Source organism: Streptomyces sp. NPDC006193, from assembly GCF_040613915.1.
In the GTDB taxonomy this organism is placed as follows: domain Bacteria; phylum Actinomycetota; class Actinomycetes; order Streptomycetales; family Streptomycetaceae; genus Streptomyces.
Genome location: NZ_JBEXTB010000009.1, coordinates 77,023 through 90,484, shown reverse-complemented (window position 1 = coordinate 90,484; position 13,462 = coordinate 77,023). Strand labels below are relative to the sequence as shown.

General features: G+C 75.5%; 14 protein-coding genes. 7 read left to right on the top strand and 7 right to left on the bottom strand.

What is annotated here, in order from left to right; translation table 11 throughout:
- Window positions 1-170 precede the first annotated feature (170 nt).
- Complete coding sequence (locus ABZ261_RS12140; protein WP_003974443.1) at window positions 171-374, top strand: cold-shock protein; 204 nt, start codon at window positions 171-173, stop codon at window positions 372-374.
- 101 nt (window positions 375-475) lie between these two features.
- Here ABZ261_RS12140 and ABZ261_RS12135 read toward each other — a convergent pair whose 3' ends face one another.
- A complete protein-coding gene (locus tag ABZ261_RS12135) occupies window positions 476-1,039 on the bottom strand; it encodes an XRE family transcriptional regulator (protein ID WP_356858060.1) in 564 nt (187 codons plus the stop codon).
- A gap of 68 nt (window positions 1,040-1,107) precedes the next feature.
- Between ABZ261_RS12135 and ABZ261_RS12130 the strand changes: the two genes are divergently transcribed.
- Together ABZ261_RS12130 and ABZ261_RS12125 are read left to right on the top strand one after the other, a co-directional pair.
- On the top strand, window positions 1,108-1,806 hold the full coding sequence (locus ABZ261_RS12130) for an AzlC family ABC transporter permease (RefSeq protein ID WP_356858058.1): 699 nt from the start codon (window positions 1,108-1,110) through the stop codon (window positions 1,804-1,806).
- Window positions 1,803-2,117 carry an AzlD domain-containing protein gene (locus ABZ261_RS12125; RefSeq protein WP_356858056.1) on the top strand — a complete coding sequence of 105 codons (315 nt, stop codon included), beginning with the start codon at window positions 1,803-1,805 and terminating at the stop codon, window positions 2,115-2,117. Before ABZ261_RS12130 ends, ABZ261_RS12125 begins: the two co-directional genes overlap by 4 nt.
- Window positions 2,118-2,645: 528 nt before the next feature.
- Here the strand turns inward: ABZ261_RS12125 and ABZ261_RS12120 are convergent.
- The 6 genes from ABZ261_RS12120 to epsC all read right to left on the bottom strand — a co-directional run bounded on the left by ABZ261_RS12120 (window position 2,646) and on the right by epsC (window position 9,678).
- Window positions 2,646-3,893 carry a hypothetical protein gene (locus ABZ261_RS12120; RefSeq protein WP_356858054.1) on the bottom strand — a complete coding sequence of 416 codons (1,248 nt, stop codon included), beginning with the start codon at window positions 3,891-3,893 and terminating at the stop codon, window positions 2,646-2,648.
- Complete coding sequence (locus tag ABZ261_RS12115; protein ID WP_356858052.1) at window positions 3,890-5,170, bottom strand: ATP-grasp domain-containing protein; 1,281 nt, start codon at window positions 5,168-5,170, stop codon at window positions 3,890-3,892. Before ABZ261_RS12115 ends, ABZ261_RS12120 begins: the two co-directional genes overlap by 4 nt.
- Window positions 5,167-6,435 carry an ATP-grasp domain-containing protein gene (locus ABZ261_RS12110; protein WP_356858050.1) on the bottom strand — a complete coding sequence of 423 codons (1,269 nt, stop codon included), beginning with the start codon at window positions 6,433-6,435 and terminating at the stop codon, window positions 5,167-5,169. Before ABZ261_RS12110 ends, ABZ261_RS12115 begins: the two co-directional genes overlap by 4 nt.
- A complete protein-coding gene (locus ABZ261_RS12105; protein WP_356858048.1) occupies window positions 6,432-7,751 on the bottom strand; it encodes an MFS transporter in 1,320 nt (439 codons plus the stop codon). The genes ABZ261_RS12110 and ABZ261_RS12105 overlap by 4 nt, the downstream gene beginning before the upstream one ends.
- 165 nt (window positions 7,752-7,916) lie before the next feature.
- Window positions 7,917-8,993 (bottom strand): cysteine synthase family protein, encoded by a 1,077-nt coding sequence (locus tag ABZ261_RS12100; RefSeq protein ID WP_356858046.1) that lies wholly within the window; start codon window positions 8,991-8,993, stop codon window positions 7,917-7,919.
- A gap of 106 nt (window positions 8,994-9,099) precedes the next feature.
- The gene (epsC, locus tag ABZ261_RS12095; RefSeq protein ID WP_356858210.1) at window positions 9,100-9,678 is read right to left on the bottom strand and encodes a serine O-acetyltransferase EpsC; all 579 of its coding nucleotides are present in this window, start codon (window positions 9,676-9,678) and stop codon (window positions 9,100-9,102) included.
- A gap of 355 nt (window positions 9,679-10,033) precedes the next feature.
- Between epsC and ABZ261_RS12090 the strand changes: the two genes are divergently transcribed.
- The 4 genes from ABZ261_RS12090 (at window position 10,034) to ABZ261_RS12075 (ending at window position 13,420) form a co-directional block, all read left to right on the top strand.
- Window positions 10,034-10,600, top strand: coding sequence for a snapalysin family zinc-dependent metalloprotease (locus ABZ261_RS12090; RefSeq protein WP_356858044.1), 567 nt, complete (start codon window positions 10,034-10,036; stop codon window positions 10,598-10,600).
- Window positions 10,601-10,916: 316 nt separating this feature from the next.
- Window positions 10,917-11,630, top strand: coding sequence for a class I SAM-dependent methyltransferase (locus ABZ261_RS12085; RefSeq protein WP_356858042.1), 714 nt, complete (start codon window positions 10,917-10,919; stop codon window positions 11,628-11,630).
- Between the two features lie 16 nt (window positions 11,631-11,646).
- Window positions 11,647-12,216: an NAD(P)H-dependent oxidoreductase gene (locus ABZ261_RS12080; protein ID WP_356858038.1), complete on the top strand. Its 570-nt coding sequence runs from the start codon at window positions 11,647-11,649 to the stop codon at window positions 12,214-12,216.
- A 352-nt stretch (window positions 12,217-12,568) separates the two neighbouring features.
- A complete protein-coding gene (locus ABZ261_RS12075; RefSeq protein WP_356858036.1) occupies window positions 12,569-13,420 on the top strand; it encodes a hypothetical protein in 852 nt (283 codons plus the stop codon).
- Window positions 13,421-13,462 lie beyond the last annotated feature (42 nt).

The following is a 13,462-nucleotide window of genomic DNA, read 5'->3' as shown; positions in this document are numbered from 1 at the left end:
CCGCATGCTAGGCTCGCCGCAAGTTGCAGTTTGGTTTCCCTTGCAGTACAGAGCCTGCGGAGCATGTGACCGCGGGCTCTCGTCGTATTCAGACGAATGCAGTTGTGCAGCACCGTTTCGCACGTGCAGGTTCTGGAGCAGGGCAACCCTTTTGAGCCCAAGGAGGGCTTATGGCTACCGGAACCGTCAAGTGGTTCAACGCCGAAAAGGGCTTTGGCTTCATCGCCCAGGAGGGCGGCGGCCCCGACGTCTTCGTCCACTACTCCGCGATCAACGCGCAGGGTTTCCGTTCTCTCGAGGAGAACCAGCAGGTCTCCTTCGACGTCACGCAGGGCCCGAAGGGCCCGCAGGCGGAGAACGTCACCCCCGTCTGATCACTGCCTGATCGCAGAACCTGAGTGCAGTACCAAGGAGCCCCGCGCCGGCCGGCGACGGGGCTCCTGCCTTTTTCGGCCCGCCGCCCGCGCCCCGGCCGTCAGACGTGCTGCATGACCAGGACGAAGCGCGTGCCGGCGGCGAGCGCCTCGTAGGAGTGGGGCACGTCGCCGCGGTAGGACATGTAGTCCCCCGGCCCCAGCTCCACGGTCTCCCCCCGCGGACCCGCCACCACCCTCCCCGCGCCGACCACGAGGTGCTCGACGGTCCCCGGGATGTGCGGGGCGGAGTCCCGCACGCTGCCGGGCTCCAGCGACACGGCGTACAGGTCCCTGCGCGCGCCGGGCGGGCAGGCGGAGAGCAGCGAGGCCAGATAGCTGGACTGCTCGGAGCGGACGGCGGGCCCCTCCCCGGCGCGGACGACCCGGACCGCCGGCGCGGGCGACTCCACCAGCGCGCTGAAGGGCACGCCGAGGGCGACCGCGAGCGCCCAGAGGGTCTCCATGCTCGGGTTCCCGCTCGCCGCCTCGAGCTGGGACAGCGTGGACTTCGCGATGCCGGCGCGCTTGGCCAGTTCGGACAGGGACAGACCGGCGCGGCCGCGCTCGCGCTTCAGGGACGCGGCGATCCACTCCAGGGGGAGCCGGGCGGGAACCTCGGACATGTCGTTCGCTCCATCGGTACGATCGTTCGCCTTGACGTACGGCTTGCGCAGTGTCCATCGTAGAGAACATGCGTTCGCCACACCGAACACCGCCCGGGTGCGCCCGTGCCGTCGACCCGCTGGTCCGCGACAGCTCGCTCGTCTGGCTGGCCAGCGGAATCGTCGGCGTCTCCTTCGGCGCCGTGTCCGTCGCCGGCGGGCTTCCGGTGTGGGCGCCGGTGCTGATGTCGCTGCTGGTGTACGCCGGATCGGCCCAGTTCAGCGCGGTCGGCGTGCTGCTCGCCGGGGGCGGTCCGGCCGCCGCCGTGGCCACCGGGCTGCTGCTCAACACGCGGACGGCGGCCTTCAGCCTGGCCGTGGCCGAGATACTCGGCGCCGGGCGCGCGTCCCGTTTCCTCGGCGCCCACCTCGTCACCGACGAGACCGTCGCCTTCGCCCTCGCCCAGTCCGGCCGGGCCCGGCAGCGGCGGGCGTTCTGGATCTCCGGCATCGGACTGTTCGCCGCCTGGAACACCGGCGTCCTCGCCGGGGCGCTCGCGGGCGGAGCCCTCGGCGACACCGCGCGCTACGGGCTGGACGCCGCGTTCCCGGCCGTCCTGGCCGCCCTCGTCCTGCCCGCCCTGCGCGCGGACGCGGCGGTACGGCGGTGCGCCCTGCTCGGCGCCGCCCTGGCCCTCGCGGTCACGCCCGCCGTCCCGGCCGGGGTGCCGGTGCTGCTCGCCCTCGCCGGGCTGCTGCTCCACCGCCGTCCGGGGGCCGCCGCGTGAACGCCACGGCCGCCGTGATCCTCGCCCTCGCGGCCGGGACGTACGCCTTCCGGCTGGTCGGCCCGCTTCTGCACGGCCGGGTCACCGTCCCGGCCCGGGTCCAGGAACTGGCCTCCGCCGGGGCGGTGGTCCTGCTGGTCGCCCTGCTGGCCACGGGCGCCCTGACGGAGTCCGGCGGCTTCGCGGGCTGGGCCCGCCCCACGGGCGTCCTGGTGGGCGCGGTCCTGGCCTGGCGGCGTGCCCCGTTCGCGGTCGTGGTCCTGGCCGCCGCTGCGACGACGGCGCTGCTGCGGCTCGCGGGGGTGGGCTGAGGGCACCGGCGGGTGCGGCGGGGCCGCGGCCGAGGCACGGGTGCGGCCGGCGGGCCCGGGTGCCCTCGTACGCCGCGGCCACCGGCCGCGCACGACAGCCCGTCCCCGGAAGACGCCCGCGCCCGCAGCGCAGTCCCGCCGCTGCCCGCCGGCCCCACGACCGGGAACACCCTGCCGCGCGCACGGAGAGCAGCCGCACGCACAGGGCCCCCGAGCCGCTCCCACCGGCCCCTGGACGGGCCGGGGGTACACGCGACCGCCCGCCGCTGCCCGCCCGTCACGCGGCCGCGCCGGACCGCGCAACCGGCCGGAAGACAGAGCCGCACGCACGGAGCCCCCAGCCGCTCCCACCGGCGCTCGCCGGGCCGGGGCCGCAGGCGACTGCCCGCCTTGGGGAGACGCCCGCGCCGCAGCCGGGCCGGGCCGGCTCTCACCGGTGACGCGGGCGTCTCCCTGCGCCGCGCGAGCGGCGGGACGCGGCCCGTGCGGGGGTCTCGCGAGCGGGTTCGCAGCGGGAGGGCATCCGGTTCAGTCGATGACGATCTCGCGCTCGAACCGCGCGCCCAGTTCCCGGAGCCGCTTCTCGCACTCCTGACGCGTCGGGCCGGACAGCACCGCCGCCGCCAGGAAGTCGGAGGAGATCGCCGCCTCGCCCAGGACCTGCCCCGGCTCCGCGAACACCCCGTAGAACTCCACCCACGGCTCCTCCGGCGTGACCGGGATGCTCCGCACCGTGCCGGGCCGCTTCATCATCAGCACCTGCCCGGCCATCCGCTGCGGCTCCAGCCGCTCCCGCCCGCGCAGCGCCGGCAGCGGCAGGCCGGTCTGCGCCCGGGACGCCAGCTCCACCGGGTGCACCTCGAACACGGCGTTCAGCACGTCCCGGATGCGGGCGCCGGCCGGGCGCGCCGCGATCTCGCACAGCACCAGCCGGTCGTCCGGCGTGTGGAACACCTCGGCGTGGAAGGCGTGGTCCGGCGGCCCGTCCAGCGCGGCGAGGACCTGCTCCACCAGCGCCAGCAGCCGCGGAGTCAGCGGGTCGTCGGGCGACAGCGTCAGGTCGACGCGCGCCCCCGCGTCCGCCTGGAACGAGCTGAGGTCGTACTGGTACTGGGACGGCCAGGCCATCACCGGACGACCGCCCGCCACGACCCCGTCGACATGGCACATCCGGCCCGGCACGTACGCCTCCAGCAGCAGGTCGTCGCGCGGGGGCGCGTCCGGCGGGAACGCCCGCTCCAGCTGCCGCTCCAGCTCCTGCGCGGTACGGACGATCACCAGTCCGATCGAGCCGAAGCCGTCCCGCGCCTTGAACACCAGCGGCAGCCCGTGCGCCGCGGCGAACGCCCGCACCGCGGCGGCGTCGGCCGGGACGGTGTGCGGGGCGACCTCCACGCCCGCCCGCGACACCCGCTCCTTCATCAGCACCTTGTCCCGGAACGGACGCACCTGCGCCGGCGTCTGGCCCGGCAGGCCGAACTTCTCGCGGAGTTCGGCGGCCAGGTACTGGTCGGCCTCGTGGTGGGCGATGACGTGCCGCACCCCGTGCTCGGCGGCCAGGTCGAACGCCACCCGCCGCACCAGCTCCTCGTCGGTGTCGAAGCTGTCGAGGAGTTCCAGGTGCCGGTAGCCGCCGGGTCCGGCCGGCGGCCGCTCGCCGCCCGCCGCGATCCGGTCGCGCGCCGCGATCATCACCACGCCGCCGTCGTGGTCCGCCAGCCAGCGGTCGTACGGGAACGGGCCGAGCGGGAAACGGTTGATCACCAGGACGGTCACGCCGCCACCTCCAGGTCGGGTGCGGAAGCCGGCCCGGCGGCCGGGGCCACCTCGACGCGGACCTCCTCGGTCAGCCGCTCGCACAGCGCGACCGCGGCGTCGGTGTCCTCGGCCCGTACGGCGACGAAGCCGAGCCGGTCCCAGTTGTCCCGCAGCGGGCGGACCGTGTCCCCGGGACGCACCGACACCTGCGCCGCCAGCACGTCCGGACGCGCCGCGATCTCCTCGACCCCCGACACGGCGGTGACCGTGCCCGGGTCGCGCCGCACGAACCGGGTGCAGGCGCCGCCCTTCGCCACCGGGCTCCCGGGGAGCGCCTCCACCAGGCCGAGCGGCCAGGCCACGCCGTACCCGATCAGGTCGATGCCGTACGCCGCCTCGACCAGCTCGTTGATGTGGCCGCCGCCGACCCGGTTGTGGGACTCGATCACGACGGGGCCGCCCGCCGTGAGCCGCAGCTCGGTGTGGCTGGGGCCGTCCGTCACGCCCATGATGTCGAGGAAGTCGGCGACCGCACGCACGATGTCGTCGTGCTCCGCCGGGGCCAGCCGCGCCGGGAGCGCGTGGCCCAGCTCGGCGAAGTGCGTCTCGTCGACGAGTTTCTCCGTGACCGCGACGACCACGTGCCGCCCGGCGAAGCTGAACGCCTCGACGCTGAACTCCGGCCCGTCGACGTAGGGCTCCATCAGGAACTCGCGGACCGTGAACAGGGTCGAGCCGCGGTCCGTGCGCCGGCCCCGCAGCTCCTCGATCCGCTGCCACACGCCCGGCAGGTCCTCCGGGCCGCCCGCCTTCAGCAGCCCGAAGCCGGCCGTGGCGTCCGTCGGCTTGACGATGAACGGGTACCCGGCGCGCTCCGCGAAGGCGTCCAGCGAAGCCCGGTCGGTGACCCGCTCGCCGTGCACGGTGAACCGCCCCTGGCCGTGTTCGGCGAGGTGCCGCCGCATCAGCCACTTGTCGCGCAGCCGCCGGCTGACCTCCGGACGGGTCCCGGGGAAGCCGAAGTGGGCGTTCAGCCGCGCCGCCGTGTCCAGCCCGCCCTCGGTGAGCGACACGACGACGTCGAAGCCCCACACCTGCCGGGCGGCCTCGGCGAGCGGCCGTACGACCTCCCAGTCGGTGTAGTCGGCCATCAGCAGGGCGTCCGCCCGCCCCGTCTGGTACGCGCTGATCTTGTCGGGGTGCTGGAACAGCACCACCCGTACGCCGAGGGCCTTCGCCCGCTGCAGATGCTGGTCCGTCCCGCCGACGAGCAGCATGGTCCGGTCCGCGGTCATGAAAGGACTTCCTCTCGGGTGGGGGCGGCGGGTTCGGTGGTCCGGGGCAGCTCGGTGATCTCGGCGCGCAGTCCGGCGCGGGCCGCCTCGACGCGCCGTTCCGCCTCCGCGGGGGACGGCGCGTCGACGACGGCGTAGCCGTGCCGGCTGGCCGAGTCGGTGGTGCGCGGCAGCACGTCCCCGGGACCGTAGGGGAAGTGCAGGGCGTGCAGGTGCGGCAGTGCCCGCAGCTCGTCCAGGCCGGCCACCGACCTCAGCGTCCCGGCGGGAAGCTGGAAGAAGCCGATCGCGGCGAAGCGGTGCGGGGCGGGCACCCGGACGTCCTCGCCCGCCAGCGCCCGGAAGACGGCGGCCTCCAGGTCGAAGCCGGTGGCGACCTCCACGAGCAGCGGGATCCGGTCGCCGCCGAGGCGGGCCTGCGACTCGACCACGCGCGGACCCGCCGGGGTGAGGATGACCTCGGTGTGCGCCGGGCCGAAGCGGTACCCGGCGAGGTCCAGCAGTGCCGTCACGGTCGCGCCGATCGCCTCCGCGGCCTGCCGGGGCAGCGGTGCGGGGTGCACGTGCCCCGTCTCCACGAACCCGGGCGGCCCGCTGGTCCGCTTGGCGGTGATGCCGACGACGTGGTGCCGGCCGCCGACGGTCAGCGTCTCCACGCTGAACTCCGGCCCCTGGAGGTAGTCCTCGACGATGTACGGGCCCGCGTGGCCGCCGCTCGTGACGCGCTGCGCCCACTCGGCGAGCCCGTCGGCGTCGCGCACCAGGGCGACGCCCCGGCTCCCGGCCGAGTTGGCGGGCTTGACCACGGCCGGGTGTCCGAACCGGTCCAGGAGCGCCGCCACGTCGGCGACCGTGGCGGCCCGCTCGGCACGGACCACGGAGACGCCGGCCTCGTTCAGCAGCCGCCGCATGGCCGCCTTGTCGTTGAGCAGGCGTACCGACGCGGCGCTGTTCGGGGACAGCCCGAGCGCCTCGGCCTCCGCGAGGACCGGCGGCATGCTGCCCTCGCTGCCCAGGTGCAGCACGTGCCCGACGCCGTGCTCGCGCGCGGTCGCGGCGATCAGCGCGCGCAGCCGCGCCTCGTCGCGGAAGTCGGTGAGCAGCAGTTGTTCCGAGTGCTCCTCGACCTTCCGCAGGTACTCGGGACCGCGCAGCGCCGGGTCCCAGATCGACCAGACCCGGAAGCCGGCCGCGACGGCCTTCCGTACGAGCTGTTCGTACGGCATGACCATCAGGAGGCGGTCGGGGTGGCGGGGGTGCGTCATGACGTCGCTCCGTTCGCGAGCGGCCCGGGGGCCGTCGGGGACTGCCGCGTGGTGGTCTCGTCCGCGCCCGCGGCCCCGGCGGCCCGGCGGTGCTCGCGCACCCGCAGCAGGGAGCGGTAGACGAGGATGGCGCCGAGGCCGAAGGCCCCGTACAGGGCGCCCATGCCGGCCGGCGGGACGAAGGCGCCGACGGTCACGCACAGCGAGCCGATCAGCAGGCCGATGCGGGCGTTCAGGCCGTAGGCGGCCAGGTACCTGGTGCGTGCCGCGGGGTCCACGAGGTCGGCCAGCAGGGCCTGCTTGACCGGTACGTTGGCGATCTCGCCGAGGGTCAGCACCACGGCGGCGGCGATCAGCAGCCAGCCGGTGTCGCTGACGGCCCACACCATGTAGCCGCCGGTGAAGACGGCGATCCCCGCGTACAGCCGCACCTTGTCGGACAGCGACCGGAACAGGCTGCCCGCGAACAGCGCCAGACCCACCACCAGCGCGGTGTTGACGGCGCGCAGGATGCCGAGCATCGCCACGCCGTCCACCCTCGGCGCCCAGGAGCCCACCGCGACCAGCGTCTGCTCGGGGAACTCGTCGGCCAGCCGGACCGCGATGTAGTAGCCGATCTGCACCTCGACGGCCCGGGTCAGCACCGCGGCGGCCAGCAGCCGCAGGAACACCCGGTCGCGGGCGACCGTGACGTAGCCGCGGAGCATCGCCGCCGGCCCGGTCGACGGCCGCTGCGCCGCCGGGGGCGCGCTCTCCGCGATCCACCGCCACGTCACCAGGGTCGTGACGGCCGACAGCGCCGCGGCCGCCGTGAGCAGCAGGGCGAAGTGGTCGCCGTAGAAGAAGCCGCCGATGAGGGCGCCCGCGGTGAACGCGAGGTTGATGGACCAGTAGTTGACCGTGTAGACGAGCGCACGGTTCTCCGGGGTGGAGACGTCGATCATCATGGCGTCCGCCGCGGGCGTCGCCGCGCTCGACAGGCAGGTGTTGAGCAGGAACAGGACGAACGTCGCCGCCCCCGACTGCCACCACGGCGAGTTGGCCAGCGCCAGCAGGGCGAAGGTGAGCGCCGCGCCCAGCTCGCCCGCCACCATCAGCGGTTTGCGGCCGTGCGCGTCGGCGAGGTGCCCGCCCAGGAAGTTGCTGGCGATGCCCGCCGCGGCCGCCGCGAGCGTCAGCACGCCGGCCGTGGCCGCGCCGTACAGCCCGGCGAGGTGGATCACCATCAGCGGCATCAGCATGATGCCGAGCAGCCGCTGGACGAAGCCGACGCCTATGCGCAGCTTGATGTTCGGGTGGAGGCTGCGGATGTTCATCGACCGCCTCCGGGCGGGCACGCCGCCGTCGGCGCGGCGCTCCCGGTGCGACCGGCGACGGGCTCGGCACGCTGCTCGCGGTCGCCGCCCTGCCACCGGTGGGCTGTGCTCGACGGCATGTCGGGGCCTCCTTCGAAAGCGGAGTCGGGGGTGGTGGTGGGGGACTCAGGACGTGCCGGCCAAGGCGTGCGGCCCGGCCGCACGGCCGTCCGCGGCGGCCGGTCCGGCCGCGCCGCCCGTCTCCCGGGCCGCGCCGTCCGTGCTCTCGGCGGCGCCGTCCGCCTCCTCGGTCGCGTCCCAGAGGCTGAGGTAGCGCTCGCCGGTGTCCGGCAGGACCGCCACGACCGTCAGGCCGACGTAGTCGGGCTGGGCCGTCAGCCGGGAGCAGGCGTGGGCGACGGCGCCGGAGGACACCCCGGCGAAGATGCCGTGGCGGCGGGCGAGGGCACGGGCCGCCGCCAGCGCGTCGCCGTCGGACACGGTGACGACCTCGTCGATCAGCGACACGTCGGTGGTGGGGGCGACGAAGCCCCCGTTGAGACCGGGGATGCGGTGCGGGCCGCTCTCGCCGCGGGACAGCACCGGGGAGCTCTCCGGCTCCACGGCCACCACACGGACCGAGGGGTTGCGCTCCTTCAGGTAGGCGGCGCTCCCCGTCAGGGTCCCGCCCGTCCCGACGCCGCACACCAGGACGTCGATCCTGCCCTCGGTGTCGGCCCAGATCTCCGGGCCGGTGGTCTCGTAGTGCGCCCGCACGTTGTCCGGGTTGTCGTGCTGGCACGCGAACCAGGACCCCGGCGTGGCCGCGTACAGCTCCTCCGCCTTCGCGATCGCGCCGGGGTACCCCTGGTCGCGCGGGGTCGTCACGACCTGGGCGCCCAGCGCCCGCAGCAGCGCGCACCGCTCCGGCGTGGCGCTGTCGGGCAGCACGATGACGCACCGGTAGCCGCGTGCGGCGGACAGCGCCGCCAGCGAGATGCCGGTGTTCCCGGACGTCGCCTCGATCACCGTGCCCTGGCCGGGCGTCAGCTCCCCGCGCCGTTCGGCGGCCCGCAGCATGTACAACGCGGCGCGGTCCTTGCTGCTGGACATCGGGTTGGCCGCCTCCAGCTTGGCGAGCACCTGGCAGCCGGGCGCGGCGTCCTCGAACGGCAGGCGGACGAGCGGGGTCGAGCCGATCAGGTCCTCGATGCTGTCGGCGATCCGGCGGTTGGCGGGTCGTGCCATGACTGGACTCCTCATGAACGGTCGGTCCTACGGGCTCGGTCGTACGGCTCGGTCGTACGGGCTCGGTCGGACGGGCCGCGGCCGCACGCCGGGGGCGCGGACGGGGCGGGGGTTGCCGGACCTACCAGGAGCCCGCGGACGCGGTGAGCGCGTACAGGTCCTCCATCGGCTGCGGCGCCGCGCCGGCCTCCTTGACCAGGGCGGTCGCGGCCAGCACCCGGGCTCGCGCGGGCACGTCCTTGTTGACGAGCGCCTGCGCGCCGATGACGGCCCCGTCACCGATGGTCACCGGGCCGAGCACCGTCGCGTTGGTGCCGAGCACCACGCCGTCGCCCACCACGGGGTGGCGGCGGGCGCCCTCGGGACGCCTGTTGTCGCTCCACCAGCCGACCGCGCCCAGCGTCACCTGGTGATAGATCGTCACGTCGTCGCCGACCACGGCGGTCTCCCCGATCACCACGGCCGCGCCGTGGTCGATGAACACCCGCCGGCCCAGCTGCGCGCCCGGATGGATCTCCACGGCGGTTCCGCGGCGGGCGAGCGCGGCGAGCAGCCGCGCGGTGGTGCGCAGGCCCCGCCGGTGCAGCCGATGGGCGACGCGGTGCGTCCACAGCGCGGGCAGAGCCGCGTGCAGCAGCGCCTCGCGACGGCTGCGGACCGACGGGTCGCGGGCCAGCACGACCTCCAGGTCCTCCCGCATGAGCCGCCAGATCCCCTGCTGTCCGCTGCCCTCCCGGTGCCGCGGCGCCCGGCGGGGAACGATCTTCGCCACAGGTCTCCTCCTCAGTGCCCTGCGCGCTCCTCACACCCGCAGGCGACTGGCCCGAGACTGACCCCGGCGGTTCCCGAAGCGGTACCGGTCCGTTCCCGGCGTCCCAGGATCGGCCGAGCGCCCGGGGCCGGACGCGCGGCGGCCCGCCGTCCGGCGGGGCGCCCGGCCGGGGCCGGCAGGCGGCATGTCCCGGTGCCGATCGACGGATTGACCCGCCGCGGCCCGGGCAGGGAAGTCCCAGCACGTGTCATGAACACACCTACCTTCCCCACAGGAGGTCGACATGCACGCACGCACCGCCGCCCAGGGCCTGGCCGCCGCCCTGACGGCCACCCTCACCCTCGTCTGCCAGCAGGCCCACGCGGCGCCGGCCGCTCCGGCCGGCCGGACCCTCGCGGCCCGCGTCGTCACCTACGACGCCGGCGCCTCGGCGGAGTTCAGGGCGGCCGTCGACCGGGGCGCCGCCGTCTGGAACGAGAGCGTGGACAACGTCGAACTGCGCCCGGTCGCCGCCGGACAGCGCGCCGACATCCGGGTCCTGGCCGACGACGGCTGGCCCCGCGCCCTGCCCGCCGCACTCGGCAGGGGAACCGTCTACATCGGACGGCAGGCCGTCGACCAGGGCTACGACACGGTACGGATCTCGGCGCACGAACTCGGCCACATCCTGGGCCTGCCCGACCGCAAGCCCGGCCCGTGCACCAGCCTGATGTCGGGCTCCAGCGCCGGCGTCGCCTGCCGCAACCCCTACCCGGACGCGGCCGAGAAGGCGGAGGTCGAGGCCGACTTCGGGGCGGCCGCGCCCAGCCGCCCGGCCGGTGTCCCGCACGGCGCGCCGATCGTGGACTGACCGCCGTCCGGTGCGCGGGGACGGCCCGTCCCCGCGCACCGGCACACCGCCACCCCCGCGCCGACGGCCCGGCGTCGCGGACCGCGGCGCCGGCCACGACCCGGCGCACCACCCGGCGCACCACGCGTCGCACCGCCCGACGCGCCGACCCGCGTGCCCGCGCCCCGGCGCCGTCCGCCTGCGACGGGGGGGAGCGAGGGGGGGAGGGCTCCCCGCCGGACACCGGCGCCGACGGCCCGCCGCCCGGACCGGCCGCAGCGCGGGCGCGGCCGCCGGCGGCCCGAGCGGTGCCGGTGCGACCCGCTACGGTCCTCCCGTGACCGACACCCGCGCCTTCTACGACACCATCGCCGAGGACTACGCCGCCCACTTCCGCGACCCGCTCGCCGAAAGACCCCTGGAGCGGGCCCTGCTCGGCGCGTACGCCGAGCAGGTCGGCCCCCACGGCACGGTCGCCGACCTCGGCTGCGGCCCCGGGGCGGTCACCGCGCACCTGGCGGGCCTGGGCCTGTCCGTGTTCGGCCTGGACCTCTCGGACGCCATGATCGCCGTCGCCCGCCGCGAGCATCCCGCGCTGCGCTTCGAGCAGGGCTCCATGCGGGAGCTGCCCTCGGCCGGCGGTTCGCTGGCCGGGGTGGTCTCCTGGTACTCCAGCATCCACACCCCTGTGGACGAACTCCCGGAGCTTTTCGCCGAGTTCCACCGGGTACTGGCTCCCGGCGGGCTGCTCCTGCTCGCCTTCCAGGTGGGTGACGTGCCGCTCCGCCTCGAACGTCCCTTCGGCCGCGACGTGGCCCTGGACCACCACCGGCGCCGCCCCGAGCAGATGGCCGAGCTGCTTTCCGGCGCCGGTTTCGTCCTCCGCTCCAGCACCGTGCGCGAACCCGAGGTGACGCGGGGCGAATCACCGGTCCCGCAGGCGTTCCTCTTCGCCCGGAAGCCGCCGGCCGACGGCACGCCGCACCGGGTACCGGACCGGGAACGAAACGGGAACCACCCTTCCTACCCTGCCGGTGAAAACATCAGGTGAGGGAGAGGTCAGGCCGATGACCGAGATCGTGCTCATGTCCGGCAGCCTGCGCGACGGCTCGTACAACTCGGCGGTCGTCGCCACGCTGCGCCGCCTCGTCGCCGAACGCTTCGACGGCGTCCGCACCACCGTGGTGCACCCGGCGGAACTGCCCTTCTACGACCAGGACATGGACGCGGCGAACGGCTCCGAGGCGGTGCTGCGGATGCGCAACCGCGTCGCCGCCGCCGACGTGCTGGTGATCAGCACCCCGTCGTACAACGGCGCCGCCCCCGGCGTCCTCAAGAACGCTCTGGACTGGCTGTCTCGGCCGTACGGCGAGAGCTGCCTGGACGGCAAGCCCGTGGCCGTCGCCAGCGCCTCCCCCGGCCCGCGCGGTGCGGTGGACGCGCAGCCGGGGCTGGTGGAGGTGCTGGGGCACGCCGGCGCCGCGGTCGTCGAGCACCCGCCGGTGGCCGTGGGCAACGCGGCGGAACTGCTCACCGCGAAGGGCGAGTTCGAGGACGCCGAGACCCTCGCCGCGCTGGAGGCCCTGCTGCAGGCCGCGCTGGCCGCCGTGCGCCGGTCCGAACCCGTCGCCGCCTGACGCACCGCGTCACCGCCTGACGCACCGCGTCCCGCCCGGCGCACTCCCGTGCCGCCGCGGGCAACGATGCACCCACCCACGGGCGACCGGTGCCCCGGCCTCCCCCTGAACCGCCCGGAGCAGCGCTTCCGGGCCACGATCGCGGTACCGGTCCACGGCCGGGCACGGACGGCAGAGCCGTCGTCCGTGCCCGGCCGTGCCGTCGTTGCCGCCCCGGCCCGCGCCCGGCGCCCTGTGTCGCGCCGGGTCCCGGAACCCCTCCCCCGCGCCACCCCCGCACCACCCCCGCACCACCCGGGGACACCCCGGGAAACCCCTTCCCCCGACAGCCCACCCCCGAAAGCCTTCCGCCATGAGCACACCACCCCAGCAGCGCCGGATCCTGATCGTCGGCCCGTCCGCGCGGCTCGCGCGGACCGCCGCAGCGGCCGGGTTCCGGGTCTGGTCCCTCAGTGACGCCCGCCGATGTCCGCCCGGCGAGGTCGCCGCACTCTCCGAACGGTTCCTGCGCGCCGACTTCGACGACGAGGGCGCGCTCAAGGACGCCCTCGCCGAGGCCGCGGACGCCGGCCTGCACGTCAACCCACCGCTCGCGGTGCGGCTGCTGGCCCGCCCCGAGGCCCTGCGGCGCTTCGTGCGCGACAACCGGCTGTCCCCGCCCGCCGCCGAGGACGCGGCCGGGGAGCGGTACCGCGTGGACACCCTCAGCGTGCACGGCATGCACCACACGGTCGGCATCACCGCCGAGACGCCGTACGGCCTGCTGCACCCCGCGCCGCTGGCCGGCGACACCGCCGCCACGGTCCGGTCGGTCGTCACCTCCCTGCTGGACCTGGCCGGGTACCAGTACGGGCCCGCGCACACCGTCGTCCTCCTCACCCCGCACGGCCCGGCCATCGCCGGCTGCGAGGCCGTCGTCGCCGAGGAGCCGGTGCCGGCGCTGGTGCGGGTGGCCGCGGGACGCGACATGGTGGCCGACGCCGTGCGGGTGCTGGCCGGACGGGACGTCGGAGCCGTGCAGGCGCGGCGGTTCGCGGCCTCCGTCGCGCTGCCGGGCGACGGGCGCGCGGGGGCGCTCCCGCTGCCCTGCCTGCACCCGGTCAGGGAGAGCGGCGGCAGGCGGGCCGGGCACGCCGTCCTGGCCGCCGACTCGCCCCAGCAGGCGGCCGAACGCGCCCGGGACGCGAACCGGCTGCTCGCCTGAGGCGCAGCGCGCACGCCGAATGCCCCGGTGGCCGTCCACCGG